Origin of the sequence: Curtobacterium sp. PhB78, assembly GCF_003751685.1 — a bacterium.
Lineage (GTDB): Bacteria > Actinomycetota > Actinomycetes > Actinomycetales > Microbacteriaceae > Curtobacterium.
This window is the reverse complement of record NZ_RKIA01000002.1, coordinates 491,405-514,664: the sequence shown is the minus strand read 5'-3', so window position 1 is coordinate 514,664 and position 23,260 is coordinate 491,405. Positions and strand designations below refer to the sequence as shown.

Sequence of the window (23,260 nt, the reverse complement as noted above, 5' to 3'; positions counted from 1 at the left end):
GTGGCGGGAGCGCGGGTCAGGCGGACGCGTCGAGGTACACCGCGCCACGGGGCTCGCGGGTCGCGTCGACGGCGCGCAGCGCACCGAGGTGCTCGAGCGTCGCCCGTCGGTCCGACTCCAGTTCCGCGATGCGGTCGCGCTGCGCAGCGAGCAGCCGGGAGGCACGCCCCACCAACGCGCGCGGCACCGGACCCAGCCCGGCCGGCTCCGACCACCCCACCACGGCCGTGGGGTCGGCCGCCTGCCGGGCGGCGTCGTGCTCCAGGGAGTCGAGGAGGGCCTCCCAGGCGAGGCGGTGGTCGACCTGCTCGGGCGACACCTCCTGCTCGGGCGACGGTGTCGTTTCACGCGACGGTGCCGGTTCAGGCGACACCGAGGGCTCCGCCCGTCGACTGCTGGCGGGCCGGCGTCGCCGGCAGCGACGCGGCGGCGTCGTGCCACGACTGCCGCAGGGGTTCGAGGATCCGGATGCAGTCGCGCGTCGCCTGCACGTCACGGTGCACGTTCGCGGTGATGAGGGACGTCGACGCGTAGTTGTAGACGGCGAGCAGGCCCTCGCCGCCGTCCCAGACGTCGATCCGCAGCGTGGACGACAGCTCGCCGACGATCGCCTGCGCGTGCAGCAGCTGCTCGCGGGCGGCGTCCCAGTCGGCGCTGGTCTGTGCGGCCTCGGCGCGGTGCAGGTCGAGCAGCAACCGGTCGTAGAGCATCGTCACGAGCTGCGCCGGGGTGGCCGACAGGACGGCCTCGTTCGTGTACTGGGCGCGACGCTGGTCGGTCACGGTGCGGGGCTGCGCGGCCTGGCGGAAGGCTGCGGCCTGGAAGTCGAAGGTCATGGTGATCCCGTCAGCTCGTCGTCGCCGCGAGCTGGCTGGCGAGCCAGCTGGACTGGGACTGGAGCTTGCTGAGGCTGGTCTCGAGCGACGAGTACAGCGTCTGGAGCGATGCGCGGCGCATCGTGAGTCGGTCGGTCCAGCTGTCGATCTGGGTGTTGAGGTCCTTCGCGACCGCCTGCTGGCCGGTGATCGTCGTGGTGATGGACCCGTCGTACTTGTCGGACGCCGCGGTGGCGGCGGCACCCACGTTCGCGGCGACACCGGACAGCATCGCCTGCGTGCCTTCGGGGTCGGTGGCGAGGGCCTTCTGGAAGACGTCCGCGTCGAAGGTGAAGCTGCCGTCCTTGGTGATCGAGATGCCGATCGACGACGGCGACTTCCCACCGACGGGCGCCGACATGGTGCTGCCCAGGCGCTGCACGGCGTCGCGCGTGGTGCCGTCGCCCATCAGGACCCCGGCGGTCGTGGTCGTCGACCCACTGGTGGCACTCGTGCTGCTCGTCACCGCGGTGTTCGTCTTGTAGTAGGCCGAGACCGCGTTCATCGCGTCGACGAGTCCGGACGCCACGGACTGGGCCTTCGTGGTGTCCTGCGCGACGCCGACCGTGACCGGGTCCGTCGAGGCCCTCGACACGGTGACGCTGAGCCCGGGGACCAGGTCGGTGAACGTGTTCGTCGCGCTCGTGATCGTCTGCTCGGCGGCGGTGCCGGCCCACAGCGTGACGCTGGCGTCCTTCGCCTGGGCGACGACCGCGGCGCCGACCTCGGTCAGCACGTTCGTCGCTGTGCCGGCGGTCACCTGGTCGGCGGTCCCCCGGTACACCTCGAAGCCACCCGCTGCCCCGGTCTTGGCGGACGTGAGCTGCAGCCGGTAGAGCTTGGTGCCGTCGGCGGCCGCACCCGCGGCGACCTTCGTGGCGGTGACGCCGGCCCCGGACTTGTTGATCGCCGACACCGTGTCGTCGAGGGAGCCCGACGACGGCGTGACGGTGGTCTTCGTGCCGTCGGCACCCACCAGGGTGATCGGTTCGGCAGCGGCCGACCACGTGGACATCGCGGCGGTGGCGCCGACCTGGGCGGACGCGGTCGAGCCGACGCTGAACGTCAGCGACCCGGCGCTCGCGTTCGTGCCGGTGACGGCGGTGACGCCCGACGACGAGCTCGTGGCCGTGAACAGGTCGAGAGAGGTCGCCTTGGCGGCGTCCTTCGCCTTGGTCGCGAGGGCCTGCACCAACCCGTTGATCGTCTGCAGTGACGAGATGAACGAGTTGGTGCTCGTGAGCTTGTTCTTGAGCAGGGTCTGCGGCACGCCCTCGACGCTCATCAACGAGTTGATGAGGTCGGTCGTCTTGAGCCCGCTGACGAGCCCGTCGATCGCGAGGCTGGTGCTCGAGGACACGGACGATGACATCGTCGACACTCCCTGGCGTCGTGGGGATGGTCAGGAGGGCGACGCCGCCTCCCGGGAAGCCTGAACGATCCCGGAAGGCGGCGTCGTGGGTGCTAGCGCAGGAGCGAGAGCACGCCCTGCGTGCTCTGGTTCGCCTGCGCGAGCATCGACGTGCCGGCCTGGCTGAGGATGTTGTCGCGCGTGTACTTGACCATCTCCTCGGCCATGTCGACGTCGGTGATGCGCGAACCGGCAGCGGTGAGGTTCTCCTTGGCCACGTTCGTCACGTTGATGGCGTGGTCGAAGCGGTTCTGGACAGCACCGATGCTCGAACGTGCCGAGGACACGTACTTGATCTGCTCGTCGATCGCGGTGATGGCGGCCTGAGCGTTCGTCGCGCTGTCGAAGGTGAGGGCGCCGACAGCGGTCGACACGGACTCCACGTTGGACTTCGACAGGTCGACGTCGATCTGGCTCGCCGCGTCGCCGTTGGCGCCGACCTGGAACTTCAGGACGCCTGCGGTGCCGGCGGAGCCGTCGAGCAGGTTGATGCCGTTGAAGTTGGTCGACTGCGAGATGCGGGTGAGCTCCTTGGTGAGCTCGCCGACCTCGGTGGTGATCGCCTTGCGCGAGTCCTCGTTGTTCGAGTCGTTACCGGCCTGGACGGCCAGGTCGCGCATGCGCTGGAGGATCGAGTGGGTCTCGGTGAGGCCACCTTCAGCGGTCTGCACGACGGAGATGCCGTCCTGCGCGTTGCGGGCGGCGACCGTGAGGCCACCGACCTGGGACTTCAGCCCCTCGGAGATCGACAGACCGGCCGCGTCGTCGGCAGCACGGTTGATGCGGAGACCCGACGAGAGCTTCTCGAGGGACTTCGACAGGTCGTTCTGCGTCGAGTTGAGGTTCCGGTACGTGTTGAGTGCCGAGAGGTTGGTGTTGATGGACATACCCATGGTGGTTTCCTCCGTGAATGCTGGGTCGTACTACAGCCCGTCCGTGGGCTGACGTGGATGACTCTCGACCGGGTGCCGGGAGCCGTTAGGGAATCGACGGAAATACCCGTCGACGGTTCAGCTCGCCGCCACGGCGACCGGCGCGGTCGCGTCGTGGACGGCACGTGCGACGCCGGCAGCGGCGTTCGACGCGACGCGTGCGAGGTAGGCGCTCCGGCGGGCCGCGGTGGTGCGCGAGGCGGGTTCGGCGGCGGCACCGCCGTCGCCGTAGTGGGCGGCCAGTCCGTCGCGGAGCAGGCGCATCGCCTCGGAGCGCTGCTGCGAGACGGCGGAGTGCGTGATGCCGAGTTCCGCGGCGACGTCGGTCACCGAGCGGTCCCCGAAGTAGACGGCCTCGACGACGAAGCGCATCCGCTCGGGCAGCGCCTCGACGGCTGCGCGCAGGTAGCGACGCTTCTCGGTCTCGAGCAGGTCGTCGCCGGGCAACGGCAGGTCGGCTGCGACGAGGTCGTGCACGGTCTCGTCGAGGGGCGCGACGATGCGGGCCGCGTCGCTCATGGCGTCCGAGGCGGTCTGCCGGTCGACGCCCATCGCGTCCGCGACCTCCTGCACGCCGACGCTCCGGCCGAGTCGGGCGGACAGGGCCTCCTGCGTGGCGAGGGTCTCGCGGATCCGCTTCCGGGTGCCACGAGACGCCCAGTCGGCCGAGCGCATGTCGTCGGCGAGGGCTCCGGCGATCCGGGTCCGGGCGTAGGCGCCGAAGGGGACGCCGAGGGTGGGGTCGAACGCGTCGGCAGCGGCGACGAGGGCGAGGGAGCCGACGGCGGCGAGGTCGTCGCGGTCCAGGTGCGTGGCACGGGAGCGGACGTCGGCGACGATGTAGCCCACGAGCGGGAGGTGCTCCACGATCATCGCGTTGCGTGCGGTGCGGTCCATGCTGATCCCCTGATCGACCTGACGTGACTGTCTCGACTCACCCGTCCCTGGGCACGACGGACGCCGGCCTCGGATGGCCGGTGCGTACGCCGAAGACCCGCCCGGTTCCCTCCGAGCGGTGCACCCCGTGCCCCTGTGACGCGGTTCGAGGTCGCCCTCGTGGTGCGTTCTGAATCTATCGGCTGGCAATGTCCTGAACAGGGGTTCATCCGTCCCCAGTGCGGGGGCATTCGCGGTGTTTCCCGGTCGGCATTTGGGGGGACCCACTCGGTAGAACGCCCGTTCCCGTCCCCCGGACGGGAGGCATCCGCTGGTGCGCATCGCGCCAGCGATGCCGGATGCCTCCGGGCGAGCCTGCGAGCACGGCGCCGAAGACCAGCCGTCTCCACTTACGCGCCACCACCCGCGGTCGATAGGTCTCGGTGTCCGCCGGATGGTGGACCCGAAGACCCGAACACCCGACGACGACCCACACGGGAGGAGCTGATGAGCGTGAACGACCTGTCCGCCGTGCTCTGGCGCGAACGCGAACTGCTCGAGCTGCTCACCTTCAAGCTCGAGGAGGAGCAGCTCCTGCTCACCGCGGGCCGTTCCCGGTGGGTGTCGCACGCCAGCCGCGAGGTCGAGCAGGTCCTCGAACGACTCCGCAGCACCGGACTCGAGCGCGCCGCGTCGAGTGCCGAGGTCGCCGAGGAGTGGGGCGTCCCCGCCGATGCACCCCTGCGCGACGTCGTCGCCGCAGCGCCGAACGGCCCGTGGGGCGAGATCCTCGCCGCGCACCTGACCGCGATGGTCGAGCTGACCACCCAGATCGGCGCCCTGCGCGACGAGAACGACCGCTTCCTGCGCACCGCCGCCCAGGCCACCGAGGAGACCCTCGCCGGCACCGTGACGACCGCCGCGACCTACGACGCCTCGGGCACCTCCGGTCCCGGCTCCGACGGCGCCCGCCTGTTCGAGGGGACCCTGTAACCCCGTGGCCAGCACCTTCGGCTCCCTCGCCACCGCGTACTCCGGCCTCGCCGCAGCCCGCGCCGGCATCGACGTCATCGGCCAGAACATCGCGAACGCCGGCACCGCCGGGTACACGCGGCAGCGCGTCACGCAGAACTCCATCCCCGCGACGCAGACCGGGTTCATGCGCGGCACCGCCGCCCTCGCCGGTCAGGGCGTCTCCGTCGACGGCATCGCCCGCCTGGCATCGCTGACGCTCGACGTCGGCGTCCGGGTCGCCGCGGGGTCCTCCGCCTACGCCGACGCCCGTGCGACGGCACTGTCCGCCCTCGAGACCGGCCTGCACGAGCCCGGCAAGGACGGCCTGAGCGCCAAGCTCGATGCCTTCTGGTCGTCGTGGAGCGAACTCGCCAGTCACCCCGACGACCCGGGTGCCGCCAGCGCCGTCCTCGGCGCAGCGGGCACCGTCGCCTCCGCCCTGGCCGCCGGGTCGAAGGCCGTCGACGCGCAGTGGTCCTCGGTCCGGGGCACCGCGGCCGGCCAGGTGACCCAGCTGAACGACGCCGCGAAGCAGGTGGCCGACCTGAACGGGCGGATCCGCACCGCACTGGCCTCCGGCGGCAACGCCAACGAACTCCTCGACCAACGCGACCAGCTCACCGAGCAGATCGCGACGCTCGCCGGCGGGACGACCCGCTCCAACGCGGACGGCACGGTCGACGTGCTGCTCGGCGGCAACCCGCTCGTGCAGGGCACCGACGCCCGCGCCGTCGCCCTCGGCGGTGGCGAACGCCTCGCCGACGGCGCCGCGGTCACCCTGACCTGGACCTCCGGCACCGCCGGCGCAGTGTCCCTCAGCGGCGGGTCGATAGGTGGCGCCCTCGCCGTCCTCGCCCCGGCGAACGCGAACGGCACGGGCGGCGCGCTCGCCCAGGCCGCCGCGTCCTACGACGCCGTCGCGACCCAGCTCGCCACCACGGTCAACGCCGTGCACGCCACCGGCACGACCCCGGCCGGCACCACCGGCACCGCGTTCTTCGCCCTCGCGGCGGGCGTCCCCGCAGCGCAGGGCCTCTCGGTCGTCCCGACGGACGGCAGCGGCCTGGCGACGCGGAACGCGGCGGGGCAGCTCGACGACTCGTTCGCCGACGCGCTCTCGCGACTCGGCACGGGCCCTGGAGCCGCCGACACGACCTGGGCGACGTTCGTGGCGGGGGTGGGCACCGCCTCCCGGTCGGCCGCGACGGAGTCGACGCTCACCGGACTCGCCCTGACCAACGCGCGCACCCAGCAGCAGTCGAGCGCCGGCGTCGACCTCGACGAGGAGAACGTGAACCTGCTGAGCTACCAGCACGCGTACCAGGGCGCGGCACGCGTCCTGACCGCCGTCGACGAGATGCTCGACACCATCATCAACCGCGTCGGACTCGTCGGGAGGGGCTGATCGTGATCACCCGGGTGACCACCCAGATGTCGATGGCTGCGGCCTCGGCACGGCTGCAGACCGGTGCGGCGCGCGTGGCGCAGCTGACCGAGCAGGCCACCACGCTGCAGGCGATCCAGAAGCCGTCCGACGACCCGGTCGGCACCGCGTCGTCGATGCAGGTGCGCAAGGAGCAGGCCGCCGCCGCGCAGTACACGCGCAACGCGAACGACGCCGTGGCCTGGCTCGCGACCACCGACAGCGCCCTGTCCAGCGTCTACTCGGTGCTGAACAGCGTGCGGGACCTGACCGTGCAGGCGGCGAACTCCGGCACCATGAGCGACACCGACCGCGACGCCTTCATCACGCAGTTCCAGTCGCTGAAGTCCGACCTCGAGGCACGGGCCAACACGACCTACGGCACCCGCTCGGTCTTCGCCGGCGCCTCGACCGCCGCCGCCGCGTACGACCCGGCGACCGGGTGGGCGGCCTCCGGCACGGACGTCTCCCGCCGGATCGGCGACGGCACCACCGTGCGCGTCGACACCGCCGGGGCCGACGTCTTCGGCACCGGCGCGTCGTCCGTGTTCGGCGTGCTCGACTCCATCGTCAGCGACCTGCAGAACGGGGTGAACGTGAACGCGCGGATCAACGACGTCGACGGCGCGCTCGGGGCCGTCCGCGGCGCCCAGGCCGACGTCGGCGTCCGGCACGCGACCGCCCTCGCTGCGCAGGACTCGCTGAAGACGGCAGCCGTCTCGCTCGAGAACCGCCGCGCCGGCATCGAGGACGTCGACCTCGCCAAGGCCGTCCTCGACCTGCAGGTGCAGCAGACCAACTACCAGGCAGCCCTCGCCGTCACCGCGAAGGTCCTGCAGCCGACCCTGATGGACTACCTCCGATGAGCATCTCCCTGACCTTCGCCGTCCCGCCGTTCGGCCTGTCCCCCGCACCCGTGTTCACGCTGACCCCGGTGGACGGCGCCGAGGGCCTGTTCACCCTCGTCGGGGGTTCCTCGCGCTTGTTCGTGCTCGACGCCGCGGTGCACCTGCCGGCCTACGCGCCCGAGCTCACCGACGAGCAGGCCGCTGGGCTCGAGCTGACCGACCCCGCCGATGCGATGCTGCTCGTGGTGGCGAACCCCGGCGCGTCCGGCACGACCGTCAACCTGCTCGCCCCGATCGTCGTGAACGCCCGGACCGCCGTGGGCGCGCAGCTCATCCTGGAGGACCAGGACCTGCCGCTGCGGGCGGAGCTCGCGCGGGCGTAGGTGCTGCGGGGGGCTGCGGGGGGCCCGCACCCGTTTTGCGACAATCCACGAGTCGATCGGCGCGTGGTTCGTCGGAACATGCGCACGCAACTGTTGCGTGTGCATGAGTCGACAAAGCACGAGGTGATCAACACGTGCATCGTCGCAAGGTGCACACGAATGGAGCGCCCTCGTTCCTCCACACAAGGCGGTTGCGCTCGACTGTCCACAGATCGTCGCGGTAGGGCCCTCGCTCCGACTCGCTTCCAGCAGCCTGTGGGGCATGGGCAGAGCGAACGACATCGAACTCATCCGCACGACCGGCCTTCCGGATCCCGAACGCCGGGCGCTCGAGCGCGATGTCCACCGCGGGGTCCTCGAACGGATCCGCCCCGGCGTCCTGGTCCGGCCCGGGGCGCTCGACCATCTCCACCCTGGTGAACGACACCACGTGCTCGTCCGAGCATCGCTCCACCGCATCCGCGTCAGCGACCTCGTGTCGCACCAGTCCGCGTGCGCTGTGCTCGGGCTGCCGCTCGTCGGCGAAGCTCCGATGAAGGTCCACGTGTCCGACCCGACGACGACCCACACGCGCGTGACCGCCTGGTTCGTCCGGCACGGCACTGCAGCACGGCCACCGACCGCGTACATCGAGTCCGGCGGACTGCGGACCACCGGGTGGGCGCGGAGCGCGGTGGACGTCGCTGCGACCCGTCCGCTGCTCGAGTCGCTGGCGGTCGTGGACCAGCTGCTCGCCGATCGGCGCACGACGCCCGAGGCGCTGGCCGCTGATCTCGAACTGCGGGGCTCGGCGCAGGCGAAGGCGAGGGTGGCGATCGAGATGGGGTCGGCGCTGTCGGGGTCGCCGGCGGAGTCGGTGTGCCGGGTGCGCTTCCGGCAGGTCGGGGCGCCGGAGCCGGTGCAGCAGCACGAGTTCCGACGGCCCGGCGGCGGGACGGCCGTCGTCGACTTCTGGTTCCCGGATCAGGGCGTCGTGGTCGAGGTCGACGGCCGCGCGAAGTACGAGGACCCGACGATGCTCGAGGGGCGGAGCACCGCCGAGGCGCACTGGCAGGAGAAGCGTCGCGAGGACTTCGTCCGCTCGTTCCCCGAGGTCCGGTTCGTCGTCCGGTTGTCGTGGGCCGACCTCATGCAGCCCGACCGCGTGCGTGCAGCACTCCGCCGGGCGGGTGTCCCGTGCCGGTGACGAACAGGCGAGCGGCTCCGAGGGGCCGGCCGGGGTCAGTGGCGCGGCGCCTCCGGGTGGTGTTCGCGCTGCCGTTCGACCACGAGCGGTGCACTCGGCACGCCACCGCCGACGATCACTTCGCCGATACCGACCCGCACGCCGTGGACCCGCCCGACACCCTTCACCGCACCGGCACGGCGATCGGGGTCGGCCTCGCGGTGGTCGCCCCCGGCTGCGAGCTCGGCGTCGCGGACGGCGACCGTCCCGAGCACCTGGGCACCGGCGCCGAGCTCGGTGGGGCCCTCGACGAGGCAGCCGCCCGACAACCGAGCGCCGTCCCCCACGAGCACGTCCGCCACGGTGGCCGTGATCGTGACGGGCCCCGGGCCAAGTTCGGCACCGGAACCGATGGTCACCCGGGCCGCGGTGGCGACGACCGAGACCGGGCCCGGACCGAGCCGCGCGCCGGATGCGACGGTGATCGAGCCCCCGGCACGCGTCTCGAGCACGGCTCCGGGGTAGAGCACCACCCCGGCTGCAAGGGTGACGTCCGCGCCGACGAGCACGGAGCCGGGGTCGAGCACCACGACCTCGGGCAGCAAGCCGCGCACCTCGGCGACCGTCAGGAACCCGGAGGCCCGATGAGCGTCGTCAACCGGACCGGGCGCGCCGTCGATGTCCATCCAGCGAGCCTCCCACAAGCCCGGCGTACGGTGAGCGCATGGCCCGCTCCCCGAAGGACCAGGCGATCGTGCCGCTGCCGAACGCCCAGGTCTCCCCCATGCCCGACGACTCCCGGACCCCGCAGCCGCAACAACCCGGCGGGTGGGTCAAGTGGCTCGACCGCGCCATCAGCGTCCAGCGCCCGGTGGTCGTGGCGCACGTCAACGCGATCCGCCGACGCAAGCCGGCCGCCACCCCCGCCGAGGTCATCCAGATCCTCGAGCGGCAGTACCTCACCGCGGTCACCACCGGTGGCGCAGCGGTCGGTGCGAGTGCGGTCATCCCGGGCGTCGGGATGGTGGCCGCCCTCGGGCTGAGCGGCGCGGAGACGGTCGGGTTCCTCGAGACCACCGCGCTGTTCGCCCAGTCGGTGACCGAGGTGCACGGCATCGCCCTGGACGACCCCGAACGGGCACGGACCCTGGTGATGGCGATGATCCTCGGTGCTCCGGGGACGCAGCTCATCAAGCAGCTCGGCGGGCAGATCGCCGGCGGTCAGGCGCGCACGGCGTTCTGGGGCGAGATGGTGACCTCGTCCCTGCCGAAGCAGGTCGTCAACGGCCTCGGCGGGCAGGTCCGCGACCAGTTCATCAAGCGGTTCGCAGTGCGTCAGGGGACGTCGGTGCTCGGCCGGGCACTGCCGTTCGGGATCGGCGCTGCCGTCGGCGGGCTCGGCAACCACGCGCTCGGGCGGAAGGTCATCCAGGCCTCGCGGACCGGGTTCGGGCCGCCGTCGGCACACTTCCCGATCATCCTCGAGCCCAAGCCCGCGAAGCCCGAGAAGCAGTCGAAGGACAAGCAGCCCAAGGAGAAGCAGCTGAAGGACAAGCAGCTGAAGGAGCCCAAGCCCAAGCAGCAGAAGCAACTCGGCTGGCGCCGCGGCTCCGCGAAGGACGAGGACCTCTGGTCGGAGACGCCCGAGCGCTGAGCCGGGCGGCAGGCCCGATCAGAACGACCGACGCCCGATCAGAACGACCGACGCCCGATCAGAACGACCGACGCCCGATCAGAACGACCGAGGCCCGATCAGAACGACCGCACCGGCGTCCTGACGACCTGGCCGGCGTGCGCGAACCCGCCGCCGAAGCCGAACAGCAGCGCGGGGACTCCCTCGGGCAGGTCGCCACGCGCCCATGCCTTCGACAACCCGAGCGGCACACTGGCGGCCGAGGTGTTCCCGGACTCGACGACGTCGCGGATGACGAACTTCGACTCCCCGCCGAGTGCGGTGACGAGCGGCTCGATGATCCGCAGGTTCGCCTGGTGGAACGCGAACACCTCGATGTCGTCCATGGTGAGCCCGGCGGCCTCGACGACCTTGCGGGCGTGCCCCTCGGCCTCGGTGATGGCCCAGCGGTAGATCGAGCGGCCCTCCTGGTTGAACCGGCCGGGCGTCCCCTCGACCCGCACCGCGTCGAGCAGGTGGGGCACGCTGCCCCACGAGACGGGGCCGATCTCGGGGACGTCGGCGGCGCCGAGCACGGCGGCCCCGGCCCCGTCGCCGACGAGCACGCACGTCGACCGGTCGGTCCAGTCGGCGATGGCGGAGAGGGTCTCGGACCCGATGACGAGCGCGACGTCGGTGGACCCGACGCGGATCGACTGGTCGGCGAGGGCGAGCGCGTACTCGAACCCACTGCACGCGGTGTTGATGTCGATGGGCGCCGGTCCGTTCGTCATCCCGAGCGCGGCGGCGACCCGACCGGCGGTGTACGGCGCACGGTCCTGGTGCGTGGTGGAGGCGACGATGACGAGTCCGACGGCCGAGGGCGACACACCGGCGTCGGCGAGGGCGTTGCGGCCCGCTTCGATCGCCATCGACGTGACGGTGTCGTCCGGCCCGGCGATGTGGCGGGTCTGGATCCCGGTCCGGGTGCGGATCCACTCGTCGTTGGTGTCGACCATGGTCGAGAGTTCGTCGTTGGTCAGGATGCGTTCGGGCTGGTGGTGACCGAACCCGAGGATCCGGCTGCCACGGAGTGCTGGGGTGTTCACCGTCGTCACGGTACTCCTCCCCGGAGCGCGGACATGCCCCGGACGGCATGCAGCCACGCATCATGCAGAACAATGCACCCCAGCAAGCAGAACGATGCACCTCACCATGCAGAACCGGTACTCCCAGGGCCTGGCAGGGTGCCCCTCGGAGCGCGTAGACCGGAGTCATGGACTACACACACCTCGGACGGACAGGGCTGTCGGTTTCACGAGCAGTGCTCGGCACGATGAACTTCGGCCCGGAGACCACTGAAGACGACTCGCACGCCATCATGGACCGGGCCCACGAGCTCGGCGTCAACTTCTTCGACACCGCCAACGGCTACGGCGGCTCGGTGGGCAAGGGCGCCACCGAGGAGATCATCGGCCGCTGGTTCGCGAAGGGCGGCGGCCGTCGCGAGAAGACGGTCCTGGCGACCAAGGTCTACGGCGACATGATCGACTGGCCGAACGGCGGCAAGCTCAGCGCCTTCAACATCCGCCAGTCGCTCGACGCCAGCCTGCAGCGCCTGCAGACGGACCACATCGACCTGTACCAGTTCCACCACGTCGACCGTGCGACCCCGTGGGACGAGATCTGGCAGGCGATCGACGTCGCCGTGCAGCAGGGCAAGGTCCTGTACGTCGGGTCGTCGAACTTCGCCGGCTGGCACATCGCCCAGGCGCAGGAGGCCGCGAAGCGCCGCCACACCTTCGGCCTGGTGAGCGAGCAGTCGATCTACAACCTGGTGGTGCGCGACATCGAGCGCGAGGTCCTGCCCGCCGCCCGCGAGTACGGCCTCGGCGTCATCCCGTGGTCGCCGCTGCAGGGCGGTCTGCTCGGTGGTGTCATCGAGAAGACCGAGAACGGCTCCCGCCGTCTGTCGGGTCGCAGCGCCGAGTACGTCGAGGGGCACCGCGACCAGCTCACGGCCTACGAGTCGTTCGCCAAGGAGCTCGGCCACACGCCCGGCGAGCTCGCCCTCGCGTGGCTCCTCCACCAGCCCGGTGTGACCGCGCCGATCACCGGCCCCCGCACGATGGAGCAGTGGGAGTCCGCGGTCCGCGCCGTCGACATCCGTCTGGACCAGCGTGCGCTGGACCGGCTCGACGAGATCTTCCCGGGGCACAAGACCTCACCGGAGGACTACGCCTGGTGAGCTGACGGAACGGGCCTGGACCACGGCCCGCGATCAGGGCCACGGACGGGAGGCACGGTGCGCGTCCGACGCGCACCGTGCCTCCCGTCCGCCGTTGCGACCACCGCACGTGGCGAGCCGCCAGGACGACGCACGCCCGTCAGAGCGCTGCGATCTCCGCGTCCGTCAGCCCGGCCCAGCGCAGGTACGCGGTGACGCTGCCCCACCGCGCCTCGACGTGCCGGACCACGGTGGTCATGGTCTCCGGCACGCACCGTTGCGCGACAGCGGTGGCCTCGGGGTCGGTGCTGACCGCACGCTCTGCGGCGAACCGATCGGCCAGCCCGGCAGCGCTGGCGGCGTAGTCGTCGCCGACGGCCTCGATCGACGCACCCCAGAGCCGGGCGAGCAGTCCGCTGACGACGCCGGTGCGGTCCTTGCCGGCGGAACAGCAGACGAGCACGTCGCCGTCGGACCGGGCGATCGCGCGGAACGCGGCGGCGATCCCGGTGCGGTGGCGCTCGAGCCAGTCGATGTACTGCTCCTCGAGCTGCACGGCCTGGGCACCGGACTCGACGGTCGACGGGTCGAACAGCGGGACGAGCCGGTAGCCGTCGGTGGTACCGAGCGGGTGCGGGACGCGGGCGACCTCGTCGTCACGGCGCAGGTCGACCACGGCCGCGAGTCCGTGCGGGTAGGCGTCGGCACCGACGTGTTCGGTGTTGGCGCGGTACACGGTGCGGGGTCGGGCGCCCTGCAGGCCCGGTCCCCCGACCTCGCGCAGGTTGGTGAGGGTCGACGTCGTCGTCATGCCGTCAACCCTGCCAGACGACAGACGCAAGACGACAGACGCCGGACCGCACGACGACGGGCCCCGCGCTTGCTGTGTGCGCGGGGCCCGTCGTCGTGCGGGTGGTGCTGGTGGAGCTGGTGTCTGCTGGCTAGCGGACCGAGACCGGCGAGTCGTCGGTCTGCTCGTAGAGGACGTAGCCCTCTTCGCCGTGGACCGCGGTGTCGATGCCAGCGACCTCGTCCTCGGTCTTGACGCGGAAGCCGATCGTCTTCTCGATGAGGAAGCCGATGACGAACGCCAGGACGAAGGAGTAGATGCCGACGGCCAGGGCCGCGGTGGCCTGCTTGCCGAGCTGCTCGAACGAACCGGAGTAGATCAGGCCGGTGTCGTTGGCGAAGAAGCCGAGGTACAGCGTGCCGACGATGCCGCCGACCAGGTGGACACCGACGACGTCGAGCGAGTCGTCGAAGCCGAGACGGTACTTCCAGTCGATGGCGAAGCAGCAGATGATGCCGGCGACGAAGCCGAGCAGGATGCCCCAACCCGGGGTCAGGTTGGCACATGCCGGGGTGATCGCGACGAGACCGGTGACGGCACCCGAGGCGGCGCCGACCGACGTGGCCTTGCCGTCCTTGAGCTTCTCGACGAGCAGCCAGCCGAGGATGGCGGCGGCCGGTGCGGCGAGGGTGTTGACCCAGGCGATCGCGGCGATGCCGTCAGCGGCACCCTCGGAGCCGGCGTTGAAGCCGAACCAGCCGAACCACAGGATGGCGGCGCCGAGCAGGACGAAGGGCGGGTTGTGCGGCTTGTGCGCACCCTTGGCGAAGCCGACGCGCTTGCCGAGGACGAGCGCCAGGGCGAGACCTGCTGCACCGGCGTTGATGTGCACCGCGGTGCCACCGGCGAAGTCGATGACCCCCCACGTGGCAGCCCAACCCGAGGTCAGGTTGAAGACCCACGAGGCGACCGGGAAGTAGACGACGGTGACCCAGATGCCCGCGAAGACCATCCAGGCGCCGAACTTGGCGCGGTCGGCGATGGCGCCGGAGATGAGCGCGACCGTGATGATCGCGAAGGTGGCCTGGAAGCCGACGAACGCCATCGACGGGTACGCCGCCTGGATGTTCGAGGACTGCGCTTCCTCGAAGGCCTGGCCGAGACCGATCTGGTTCCAGTCGATGCTGAAGAACCCGACGACACCGGAGACCGCCGTGCCGTCACCGTGGTTGGCGAAGGCGATCGCGTAGCCGTAGAGCACCCACAGGACGCTCACGAGTGCGATCGCACCGAACGACATCATCATCATGCTGATGACGGACTTGGCCTTCACCAAACCGCCGTAGAAGAAGGCCAGGCCGGGTGTCATGAACAACACCAGCGCCGCCATGACCAACACGAACGTCGTGTTGCCCTGATCAAGCATCTGTTCACCTCTCGATTGCACGAGCGGCTCTTGGACCGCCTCGGGTGACACCGAGTCTGGCGAGGTGACGTTTCACGAGGGGGCACGATGTGTTTCGCGGATGTAACGCGACGGCGCGGTTTGTAAACGTCGTGTTTCGCATGGCCCGATGCCCCCTGGACAGGGGGTGCACCGACCGGTCAGCGGATGCCCCGGGCGGCGCGCGTCAGTCCTGGGCGCGGCTCAGGGCCACGACACGGCTCGCTGCGCGCAGGTACTTCTTGCGGTAGCCGCCGTCGAGCATGGCGTCGGGGTACACCTGGTCGAGCGGCGTGCCCGAGGCCACGATCCGGACCTGGGCGTCGTAGAGCCGGTCGACGAGCGCCACCCACCGGAGCGCGTCGGTCTGGTCCGTGAAGGCCCGGACGTCGGTGAGCCCGACGGCGTCGAGGTCCTCGACGAGCGCGACGTACTTCGACGGGTGCACCGAGCCGAGGTGCGCGACCACGGCCGAGAAGTCGTCGAGCGTGACGGTGCCGGCCGGCAGCGCCGCGGCCACGTCGGACACCACGCCGGCCGATTCGTCGACCGCGCGGCGGCGGTAGTCGAGCCCGTCGATCCGCATGGTGTCGAACCGGTCGGACATCGCCTGGATCTCCCGCAGGAAGTCCTGGGCCGCGAACCGGCCCTCTCCGAGCGCGCCGGGAGGCGTGTTCGAGGTGGCGGCGAACCGGGTGCCGGTCTCGCTCAGCTCCTTGATCAGGCGGGTCATGACCATGGTGTCGCCCGGGTCGTCGAGCTCGAACTCGTCGATGCAGACCAGCGCGGTCCCGCGCAGCAGGTCGACCGTGCCCTGGAACCCGAGCGCGCCGACCAGGGCCGTGTACTCGATGAACGTGCCGAACGTCTTCCGCCCGGAGGCCGCGTGGTACGCCGCGGCGAGCAGGTGGGTCTTGCCGACCCCGAACCCGCCGTCCAGGTAGACGCCCGACTTCGCGGCGGGCTCGACCGACTGCTTGCGGCGGCCGAACAGCCCGCGACGTGGCGCGTCGGTCGGCCCGGCCGCGACGAACGCGGCGACGGCGTCGCGCACGTCGGCCTGCGAGGCGTAGTCCGGGTCGGGCCGGTACGAGTCGAACGAGGCGGCCGCGAACTGGGGCGGTGGCACGAGTGCCGCGGCCATCTGCTGCGGGGTCACCTGGGGGTCACGGTCGACGAGGTGCGCTGGCGCGGTGTTCGTGGACAATCAGGGACCCTTCCGGGAAGCAAGTCGTGCGGTGTCACGTTGCGGCTGGGGCACGGTACGTCCGCGTACCGTTGCCCACAGGCACCGACGACCGATCCTAGTCCGGTGCCGGATGACCACCTGGAGGTAGCCCACCATGACCGCACCGGTCGACCCGTCCGAGAAGTTCACCGCCTACGCCCACCCGGAGCGTCTCGTCTCCACCGAGTGGCTGCAGGAACAACTGGACGCCCACACCCCCGACCTGGTCGTCGTCGAGTCCGACGAGGACGTCCTGCTCTACGAGACCGGACACATCCCCGGCGCGGTCAAGATCGACTGGCACACCGACCTCAACGACCCGGTGCAGCGCGACTACATCGACGGCGAGGCGTTCGCCGAGCTGCTCGGCAGCAAGGGCATCGGCCGCGAGACCACCGTCGTGGTCTACGGCGACAAGAACAACTGGTGGGCCGCGTACGCCCTCTGGGTCTTCTCGCTGTTCGGCCACGAGGACGTCCGCCTGCTCGACGGTGGCCGCGCGAAGTGGATCGCCGAGGACCGCGCCCTCACCACCGACGAGACCGTCGTCACGCCGGCCGAGTACCCGGTCGTCGACCGGATCGACACCGAGATCCGCGCCTACAAGGACGACGTGCTCGCCCACCTCGGCAAGCCCCTCATCGACGTGCGCAGCCCGGGCGAGTACGACGGTTCCCGCACCACCGCGCCCGACTACCCGGAAGAAGGAGCGCTGCGCGGCGGCCACGTCCCCACCGCGGTGAACATCCCGTGGGCGACCGCCGCCGCACCGGACGGCACCTTCAAGCCGCGCGCGGAACTCGACGCGATCTACCGCGAGGGCGCCGGCATCGGCGATGCGGACGAGGTCATCGCGTACTGCCGCATCGGCGAGCGGTCGAGCCACACCTGGTTCGTCCTGCAGCACCTGCTCGGCTACGACAGCGTCCGCAACTACGACGGCTCGTGGACCGAGTGGGGCAGCGCCGTCCGCGTCCCGATCGTGCAGGGCGCGGAGCCGGGTACAGTTCCGAACCGATGAACGACAGCACCGAGGCCACCCTCCCCGCGACCCTCGCCGAGATCCGCGACGACTTCCTCGCCCTGGGCCAGAAGGACCGCCTGCAGCTCCTCCTCGAGTTCTCGAACGAGCTGCCCGCGCTGCCCGAACGGCTGCAGGGGCACGAGGACGAACTCGAACGGGTCGAGGAGTGCCAGTCCCCCGTGTTCATCACGGTGACCGTGGGCGAGGACGGCGACGCACCCGACGTCGTCCGCATGCACGCGACCGCGCCGCGCGAGGCGCCGACCACGCGCGGCTTCGCCTCCATCCTGGCGCAGGGCCTGAGCGGCCTGACGGCAGCGCAGGTGCTCGCCGTGCCGGCGGACTACCCGTTGACCATCGGCCTGTCCGAGGCGGTCAGCCCGCTGCGGATCCGCGGCATGGTGGGCATGCTCGGACGCGTGCAGCGTCAGGTGCAGGCTGCGGTGTCGTAGACGCGACCTTCTGACGGACGGGAGGCCCGTGGCGGATCCGCCACGGGCCTCCCGTCCATCTCCCCTCGGCACGCATGCCGTCCTCTGGAATTTCAGTCCGGATCCGTGCCAGGATGGTGCGGTCAGCACCAGGGGGGAATGACGATGGCGAAGATCCACGGGAACGATCCGACCGGCTACTCGTACAGCGCGGCGGATGCACTCAAGTCGGCTTCGACGGCGCTCGCGTCGTCGATTGACGGCCAGTCCGGGTCGCGGTCGTCATCGGTGACGACTGCGCGTGCGGAGTTCCGGGGCTACTTCTCCGAGGTCTTCGCGGACAATGCCGACATCGCCTCGCGCAGCGCGACGAAGCTCGTCGAGTCGCTGCAGAGCCTGTCGGGGTTCGTGCAGCAGCTGCGCGACGCCGCGAAGGACGAGGACGACCGGCGGAAGCAGGCGAAGGCGTGGGACGCCCGCAAGCGTGAACGCGAGGAGAACTTCCTCGTCGCCGCCGGGCACGAGGTCTCGACGTGGTTCGGCGTGGGCGACGACCCGAAGCCTCCGGAGCCCGAGCCGGAGCCACGACTGCAGGCGGACGAGGTCAGCGTCACGGGGCGGGAGTTCCCGGCGGGCGGCGGGACCAGCGGTGGGACGTCGTCCGCCGTCCCCGCGGACCTCCGCTCCTTCGAGGCGACCACCCGGACGCTCGACGCCGATCTGTCCGGCGCCGTCTCGACGTTCCGGAACGCCCTGAGCGACTACGAGGCCGAGTGCAACCCGTGCTGGGGCACCCTGAACGCCCAGTCGCTGCTGACCGCGGTGAACGACTGGCTCACGGCGAACGGGAAGGACGCCGACTGGGCGGGCACCGTCGCAGCGCAGTTCGAGGCCGCCGGTGGCGGTGCCGGGCCTGCGACGCTGTCGGACGCGGCGATCGCGGCCGCGCTGTCCTCGGCGGGGATCGACGCCGGTCGCGACGACTTCACCATCGGGCCGTTCTCGGCGATGGGGACGCCCCCGACCAACGGGTTCGCCGACGACCCGGTCAACACGGCCACCGGCAACTTCCTCGAGCCCGAGACCGACCTGTCCTTCGCGGGGCAGGCCGCGTCGCTCCGGCTCACCCGCATGTACAACTCACTCGACGGCCGCGTCGGGGTGTTCGGACTCGGGTGGTCCTCCATCCTCGACATCCGGCTCGAGGTCAGCGACGAGGCCGCCTCGGTCGTGCTGGACGACGGCCGGCAGGTCGACTTCCCACGGCAGGGGGACGGGTGGAGCCGCGGCGTCGGCGAGGACCTGTGGCTCCGGGCCGAGCAGGACTCGCTCGTCGTGCGGGACAACGCCGGCGGCCGGTGGGCGTTCACGCCGTCCGGACTGTGGCTGAGCAGTGCGCGTGGAGCGGGCACCGCCGTGACCGTGCGACGCGACGAGCACGATCGGATCACGCGGCTCGCGCACGTGTTCGGGCGGTTCGTCGACATCGAGTACAGCGGCGACCGGGTGGCGTCCGCGACGGCGTCGGACGGGCGCCGCGTCGAGTACCACTACGACGAGGGCCGCCGGCTGGTCCGGGCGACCGACGCCGTCGGCAGTCGCCGGTACCGCTGGAACGCGGACGGCCTGATCGACCGGGTGACCGCTGCGACGGGAGTCGTCGAGTGCGAGAACACCTACGACGACCGCGGCCGGGTCGTCGAGCAGCGCACACCGTTCGGTCGACGGGTCCGGTTCTCGTACCTGCCGGGTCGGGTCACCTCGGTCTCCGACATCGACGGGGTCCACGCGAACACCTGGATCGCCGACCGGAAGGGCCGCGTCGTCGGGATCATCGACACCGACGGGCAGCGCCAGTCGATGTCGTACGACCCGCACGGCAACCTCGTCTCGGTGACCGAGCGCGATGGTCAGGTGACCGTCCACGGGTACGACGACCGCGGGCGTCGGGTCCGGACCGTGACGCCGGAGGGCGCCGATCTGACCTTCGGGTACGACGAGCAGGACCGCATGACCACGGTGGTCACCGCGAACGGTGGGGTCGTCGAGTACGGGTACACGGGCGACGACCGGAACCCGTCCGTCGTCATCGACCCTGTCGGCGGTCGCACGCTGCTCGAGTGGCGGGACGGCGTGCTCGTCCGCACCACCGATCCGACGGGCGTCGTCGTCACGTTCCACCACGACGCGTCCGGTGAGCTCGTCGGCGTCGAGAACGCCGTCGGCGACACCGCACGTCTGATGCGCGACGCCGGAGGCAGGATCGTCGAGGCCGTCACGCCGCTCGGCAACCGGACCCGGTACCGCTACGACGCCGCCGGGCTGCTTACCGCGCGCGAGGACCCGGACGGGGGACTGTGGCGGTTCGAGCACGGCGACGGCGGTCGGGTCACGGCGACGATCGACCCGACCGGTGCCCGCACGGAAGTCACCTACGGTCCACACGGCGAGGTCGTCTCCACCACGGACCCCCTCGGTCGCGTCGTCGCGAAGGACTTCGACGCGTTCGGCAACGTGTCGACGATGACCCTGCCCGACGGTGCCGAGTGGGCGTTCGTGCACGACGCGCTCTCCCGGCTCGAAGCCGTGGTCGACCCGGCCGGTGGCACCTGGGAGCGGGAGTACAACGCGGTCGGAGCCCTCGGCGCCACCGTCGACCCGACCGGTGTCCGCACTGAGGTCGGGCGCTCGCGCGCGGACGGCGTCTCCACGGTCCGCGACGCCTTCGACGCCGTGTCCGTGACGACCGACGAGTTCGGGCGTCCGACCCGGCTCGAGCACGCGGATTCCTCTGCTGAGCTGACGACGTACGACGCGTGCGGCCGCCCGGTCGAGCTCGTCGACGCGAACGGTGGCCTCGCCCGCATCGAACGTGACCTCGCCGGACGCGTCGTCGCCGTCACCACCCCGGCGGGCCGCACCACCCGGTACGAGTACGACGCGTGCGGCCGACCGGTCTCCGCGATCGATCCCGCCGGCGCACGCACCACGCTGACCTACGACGCCGATTCGCGGGTCGTCGCGCGCACCCTGCCGACCGGCGAGGTCGCACGCACCGAGTACGACCGCCAGGGCCGGGTCGTCCACGCCGACGTCCCCGGGGTCGGCACCGTCCGGTACCGGTACGACCGGGTCGGTCGCGTGGTCTCGGCGCGGGACACCCGCTTCGGCCAGCGGACCTTCCGGTACGACGCCGCAGGACAGCTCGTCGCTGCGGTGAACGGGCTCGGCGGCACCACCCGCTACGAGCACGACCAGCGTGGACGCCTCGTCCGCACCGTCGATCCGCTGGGTGGCGTGACCGTCCGGACGTACACGCAGCTCGACAAGGTGGCCTCGTCCACCGATCAGCTCGGGCGCACGACGACGGCGACCTACGACCCCGCCGGACGACAGCTCACCCAGACCGACCCGGACGGCACCGTGCTGCGGTGGGAGTACGACGCAGCCGGTCGGGAATCCGCGCAGTACGCCGGCGACCGTCTGATCGGCCGCATCGACCGCGATGCCCGCGCCCGCACGGTGACGATCACCGATGAGACCCGTCCGGACTCCCCCACTGCCCACGTCCTCGAGTTCAGCCGGCTGGGGCAGCTCGTCCGACGCTCGACCGGCGCCCGGGAAACGCGGTGGACCAACGATGCCGACGGGCTCCGCACCTCGGTGCAGTCCCCCGACGGGTCCACGACCCGGTACACGCACGACGCCACCGGACGGGTCGTCCGGGTCGAGCACTCGGTCTTCGGCGAGGTCCGGTACGAACACGACCCGGCAGGCCAGCTCCTGCAGGCCCGCGCCGGCGATCAGTTGCAGACCTGGGAGTACGCGAACGGACACGTCGTCCGGCACGCGCGCATCGACTCGGACGGCACGCACCTCAGCACCATCGGGCGCGACGCCGACGGGCGCATCACCCGGGTCGACGGACCCGGCGGGAGCACCACCTACGAGCACGACGATGCCGCGCAGCTGGTGGCGTCCGTCCAGGACGGCAGTCGCACGGGCTGGGTCTACGACGCAGCAGGTCGCCTGGTCGAGGAACGAACGGACTCCGGGGCCCGACGGTTCTCGTACGACGCCGCCGGACAGCCGACCAGGGTCGACGCTCCGGACGGGGCGCCCGAGGCGGAGTACGCCTACGACGGCGCAGGTCGACGGATCCAGACGGTCCGAACGGACGGCGTCGCGACCACGTACCGCTGGGCCCCGCAGGGTCACCTCACCGGGGTGGCGGAGACCACCGCGGCGGGCAGCACCACGACCGACCTGCACGTCGACGCCCTCGGTGAACTCGCCGATGTCGACGGCGTCCCGATCGACTGGGACACCGCCGCGTTCGCGCCGACGCTCCTCGCTGTCGGCGACACCCCGGTCGTCCGCGCTCCCGGTGGTCTCACCGGGGTGGGCGACGGGTGGGCAACCAGCGGTCGGCGCACCACGAGAGCAGCCGACGACGCCGACCCGTGGCAGACGCTCCTCGACCTCGGCGGCTCCGGCCTGCCCGGCGGGATCGCCCTCGGCGCCGACGGTTCGCTGCAGGTCGCCGGCTTGGAGTGGATGGGTGCCCGCGCCTACGACTCGTCGTCGCGCGGCTTCCTGTCCATCGACCCGGTCACCGCGCCCGCCGGAGCAGCCTGGGCGGGCAACCCCTACTCGTTCGCCGGCAACGATCCGCTGCACGCCATCGACCCGCTCGGTCTCGCGCCCGTTACCGACGCGGAACTGGAGGCCTACGCGGCGGCCGAACAGGGTCCGCTCGCCCGGGCCGCCGCGGCCACCGGTGACTGGTTCGCGGACAACTGGGAGTACGTCGCCGGCGGCGCGATGGTCGTTGCGGGCGGTGTGCTCGTCGCCACCGGTGTCGGCGGTCCGGTCGGCGCGATGCTCATCAGCGCCGGTGCCGACACCATCATCCAGAAGGCCACCACCGGCGAGGTCAACTGGGGCCAGGTCGCCGTCAGCGGGGCCTTCGGCGCCGTCGGGGGTGGTGCCGGTGCCCTGATCGGCAAGCAGCTGGTCAAGAACGCGGCAGAAGGTGCGGCCGAGAACGTCGCGAACTACGCGGTGAGCGGCCAGCCGGTGACCCCGGGTGGTCTGCTCCGGAACGCTGCCGAGGGTGCGGCGACGTCGGCGGCCACCGGCGGCACGATGTCGAAGGTGCACTTGCCCTCAGCGGTGAAGGAACTCGGGGAGGAGGCAGCAACGCCACCCACTTCGATATACAGGGGCGTGAACGAGAGCCACCACGCGTACGAAGCCGCCACTGAAGGTTCCGCGTGGCCCGGAGACATCTTGGGACACAGTGATGGCCGAGCACATGCTCTCGGAATGACCGAGGACAGCAACCTGACCAGTTGGACGACTGATCGGTCGGTGGCGGAGCGCTTCGCGTCCGATGGAAGCGGTCAGGGTGTCCTCACTCCTGGAGGACGCGGAGTGATCTTGAGTACGACCATGGAAGAACATGCGCATCGGATCGTTCCCGGTCCGGATGCCCTTGGGGAATCCGAAGTGCTGATCCGAGGCGTCGTCTCCGACGCAAACGTAGAGAGGTTCGGCCATTGACAGATGTGACCC

At 71.2% G+C, this 23,260-nt stretch carries 20 protein-coding genes; 10 read left to right on the top strand and 10 right to left on the bottom strand.

What is annotated here, in order from left to right:
* Nucleotides 1–16 precede the first annotated feature (16 nt).
* The 5 genes from EDF53_RS06135 to EDF53_RS06115 form a co-directional block, all read right to left on the bottom strand.
* Nucleotides 17–373 carry a hypothetical protein gene (locus EDF53_RS06135; protein WP_148058288.1) on the bottom strand — a complete coding sequence of 119 codons (357 nt, stop codon included), beginning with the start codon at nucleotides 371–373 and terminating at the stop codon, nucleotides 17–19.
* Nucleotides 363–836: a flagellar export chaperone FliS gene (fliS, locus tag EDF53_RS06130; RefSeq protein ID WP_123292717.1), complete on the bottom strand. Its 474-nt coding sequence runs from the start codon at nucleotides 834–836 to the stop codon at nucleotides 363–365. The genes EDF53_RS06135 and fliS overlap by 11 nt, the downstream gene beginning before the upstream one ends.
* A gap of 10 nt (nucleotides 837–846) precedes the next feature.
* Nucleotides 847–2,235, bottom strand: coding sequence for a flagellar filament capping protein FliD (fliD, locus tag EDF53_RS06125; RefSeq protein WP_260215224.1), 1,389 nt, complete (start codon nucleotides 2,233–2,235; stop codon nucleotides 847–849).
* A 104-nt stretch (nucleotides 2,236–2,339) separates the two neighbouring features.
* A complete protein-coding gene (locus EDF53_RS06120) occupies nucleotides 2,340–3,179 on the bottom strand; it encodes a flagellin (RefSeq protein WP_181437623.1) in 840 nt (279 codons plus the stop codon).
* 117 nt (nucleotides 3,180–3,296) lie between these two features.
* The gene (locus EDF53_RS06115; RefSeq protein ID WP_111086353.1) at nucleotides 3,297–4,115 is read right to left on the bottom strand and encodes a sigma-70 family RNA polymerase sigma factor; all 819 of its coding nucleotides are present in this window, start codon (nucleotides 4,113–4,115) and stop codon (nucleotides 3,297–3,299) included.
* Nucleotides 4,116–4,601: 486 nt separating this feature from the next.
* Between EDF53_RS06115 and EDF53_RS06110 the strand changes: the two genes are divergently transcribed.
* The 5 genes from EDF53_RS06110 to EDF53_RS06085 all read left to right on the top strand — a co-directional run bounded on the left by EDF53_RS06110 (nucleotide 4,602) and on the right by EDF53_RS06085 (nucleotide 8,948).
* Nucleotides 4,602–5,087: a flagellar protein FlgN gene (locus EDF53_RS06110; protein ID WP_123292716.1), complete on the top strand. Its 486-nt coding sequence runs from the start codon at nucleotides 4,602–4,604 to the stop codon at nucleotides 5,085–5,087.
* 4 nt (nucleotides 5,088–5,091) lie between these two features.
* Nucleotides 5,092–6,513, top strand: coding sequence for a flagellar hook-associated protein FlgK (gene flgK, locus EDF53_RS06105; RefSeq protein WP_123292715.1), 1,422 nt, complete (start codon nucleotides 5,092–5,094; stop codon nucleotides 6,511–6,513).
* Between the two features lie 2 nt (nucleotides 6,514–6,515).
* Nucleotides 6,516–7,397: a flagellar hook-associated protein FlgL gene (gene flgL / locus EDF53_RS06100; protein WP_123292714.1), complete on the top strand. Its 882-nt coding sequence runs from the start codon at nucleotides 6,516–6,518 to the stop codon at nucleotides 7,395–7,397.
* A complete protein-coding gene (fliW, locus tag EDF53_RS06095; protein WP_123292713.1) occupies nucleotides 7,394–7,762 on the top strand; it encodes a flagellar assembly protein FliW in 369 nt (122 codons plus the stop codon). Before flgL ends, fliW begins: the two co-directional genes overlap by 4 nt.
* Nucleotides 7,763–8,024: 262 nt before the next feature.
* Complete coding sequence (locus tag EDF53_RS06085; RefSeq protein WP_148058287.1) at nucleotides 8,025–8,948, top strand: hypothetical protein; 924 nt, start codon at nucleotides 8,025–8,027, stop codon at nucleotides 8,946–8,948.
* A 35-nt stretch (nucleotides 8,949–8,983) separates the two neighbouring features.
* On the opposite strand, the gene EDF53_RS06080 is transcribed toward EDF53_RS06085, so the two are convergent.
* Nucleotides 8,984–9,613 (bottom strand): hypothetical protein, encoded by a 630-nt coding sequence (locus EDF53_RS06080; RefSeq protein ID WP_123292710.1) that lies wholly within the window; start codon nucleotides 9,611–9,613, stop codon nucleotides 8,984–8,986.
* A 38-nt stretch (nucleotides 9,614–9,651) separates the two neighbouring features.
* Between EDF53_RS06080 and EDF53_RS06075 the strand changes: the two genes are divergently transcribed.
* Complete coding sequence (locus EDF53_RS06075) at nucleotides 9,652–10,581, top strand: hypothetical protein (protein ID WP_185020962.1); 930 nt, start codon at nucleotides 9,652–9,654, stop codon at nucleotides 10,579–10,581.
* Nucleotides 10,582–10,679: 98 nt separating this feature from the next.
* Here EDF53_RS06075 and EDF53_RS06070 read toward each other — a convergent pair whose 3' ends face one another.
* The gene (locus tag EDF53_RS06070; RefSeq protein ID WP_111086399.1) at nucleotides 10,680–11,648 is read right to left on the bottom strand and encodes a beta-ketoacyl-ACP synthase 3; all 969 of its coding nucleotides are present in this window, start codon (nucleotides 11,646–11,648) and stop codon (nucleotides 10,680–10,682) included.
* 167 nt (nucleotides 11,649–11,815) lie between these two features.
* Between EDF53_RS06070 and EDF53_RS06065 the strand changes: the two genes are divergently transcribed.
* Nucleotides 11,816–12,787 carry an aldo/keto reductase gene (locus EDF53_RS06065; protein ID WP_123292709.1) on the top strand — a complete coding sequence of 324 codons (972 nt, stop codon included), beginning with the start codon at nucleotides 11,816–11,818 and terminating at the stop codon, nucleotides 12,785–12,787.
* Between the two features lie 139 nt (nucleotides 12,788–12,926).
* On the opposite strand, the gene EDF53_RS06060 is transcribed toward EDF53_RS06065, so the two are convergent.
* From EDF53_RS06060 to zapE, 3 genes are all read right to left on the bottom strand, one after another.
* Nucleotides 12,927–13,577 carry a tyrosine-protein phosphatase gene (locus EDF53_RS06060; protein WP_123292708.1) on the bottom strand — a complete coding sequence of 217 codons (651 nt, stop codon included), beginning with the start codon at nucleotides 13,575–13,577 and terminating at the stop codon, nucleotides 12,927–12,929.
* Between the two features lie 130 nt (nucleotides 13,578–13,707).
* A complete protein-coding gene (locus EDF53_RS06055; protein WP_111086361.1) occupies nucleotides 13,708–14,982 on the bottom strand; it encodes an ammonium transporter in 1,275 nt (424 codons plus the stop codon).
* A gap of 205 nt (nucleotides 14,983–15,187) precedes the next feature.
* Nucleotides 15,188–16,207, bottom strand: a complete 1,020-nt coding sequence (gene zapE / locus EDF53_RS06050) for a cell division protein ZapE (RefSeq protein ID WP_123292707.1) — start codon at nucleotides 16,205–16,207, stop codon at nucleotides 15,188–15,190.
* Between the two features lie 136 nt (nucleotides 16,208–16,343).
* Here zapE and EDF53_RS06045 point away from each other — a divergent pair, with 136 nt between their 5' ends.
* From EDF53_RS06045 to EDF53_RS06035, 3 genes are all read left to right on the top strand, one after another.
* A complete protein-coding gene (locus EDF53_RS06045; protein ID WP_123292706.1) occupies nucleotides 16,344–17,249 on the top strand; it encodes a sulfurtransferase in 906 nt (301 codons plus the stop codon).
* Complete coding sequence (locus tag EDF53_RS06040; RefSeq protein ID WP_111086363.1) at nucleotides 17,246–17,704, top strand: SufE family protein; 459 nt, start codon at nucleotides 17,246–17,248, stop codon at nucleotides 17,702–17,704. The genes EDF53_RS06045 and EDF53_RS06040 overlap by 4 nt, the downstream gene beginning before the upstream one ends.
* Nucleotides 17,705–17,848: 144 nt before the next feature.
* The gene (locus EDF53_RS06035; protein ID WP_148058286.1) at nucleotides 17,849–23,248 is read left to right on the top strand and encodes a DUF6531 domain-containing protein; all 5,400 of its coding nucleotides are present in this window, start codon (nucleotides 17,849–17,851) and stop codon (nucleotides 23,246–23,248) included.
* Nucleotides 23,249–23,260: the final 12 nt, after the last annotated feature.

What these genes read in the sequence shown, in the direction of transcription:
- fliS (WP_123292717.1), bottom strand. Translation starts at nt 836, where the DNA reads ATGACCTTCGACTTCCAGGCCGCAGCCTTCCGCCAGGCCGCGCAGCCC.
- EDF53_RS06120 (WP_181437623.1), bottom strand. Translation starts at nt 3,179, where the DNA reads ATGGGTATGTCCATCAACACCAACCTCTCGGCACTCAACACGTACCGG.
- EDF53_RS06115 (WP_111086353.1), bottom strand. Translation starts at nt 4,115, where the DNA reads ATGGACCGCACCGCACGCAACGCGATGATCGTGGAGCACCTCCCGCTC.
- EDF53_RS06110 (WP_123292716.1), top strand. Translation starts at nt 4,602, where the DNA reads ATGAGCGTGAACGACCTGTCCGCCGTGCTCTGGCGCGAACGCGAACTG.
- fliW (WP_123292713.1), top strand. Translation starts at nt 7,394, where the DNA reads ATGAGCATCTCCCTGACCTTCGCCGTCCCGCCGTTCGGCCTGTCCCCC.
- EDF53_RS06085 (WP_148058287.1), top strand. Translation starts at nt 8,025, where the DNA reads ATGGGCAGAGCGAACGACATCGAACTCATCCGCACGACCGGCCTTCCG.
- EDF53_RS06080 (WP_123292710.1), bottom strand. Translation starts at nt 9,613, where the DNA reads ATGGACATCGACGGCGCGCCCGGTCCGGTTGACGACGCTCATCGGGCC.
- EDF53_RS06075 (WP_185020962.1), top strand. Translation starts at nt 9,652, where the DNA reads ATGGCCCGCTCCCCGAAGGACCAGGCGATCGTGCCGCTGCCGAACGCC.
- EDF53_RS06065 (WP_123292709.1), top strand. Translation starts at nt 11,816, where the DNA reads ATGGACTACACACACCTCGGACGGACAGGGCTGTCGGTTTCACGAGCA.
- EDF53_RS06060 (WP_123292708.1), bottom strand. Translation starts at nt 13,577, where the DNA reads ATGACGACGACGTCGACCCTCACCAACCTGCGCGAGGTCGGGGGACCG.
- EDF53_RS06055 (WP_111086361.1), bottom strand. Translation starts at nt 14,982, where the DNA reads ATGCTTGATCAGGGCAACACGACGTTCGTGTTGGTCATGGCGGCGCTG.
- EDF53_RS06045 (WP_123292706.1), top strand. Translation starts at nt 16,344, where the DNA reads ATGACCGCACCGGTCGACCCGTCCGAGAAGTTCACCGCCTACGCCCAC.
- EDF53_RS06040 (WP_111086363.1), top strand. Translation starts at nt 17,246, where the DNA reads ATGAACGACAGCACCGAGGCCACCCTCCCCGCGACCCTCGCCGAGATC.
- EDF53_RS06035 (WP_148058286.1), top strand. Translation starts at nt 17,849, where the DNA reads ATGGCGAAGATCCACGGGAACGATCCGACCGGCTACTCGTACAGCGCG.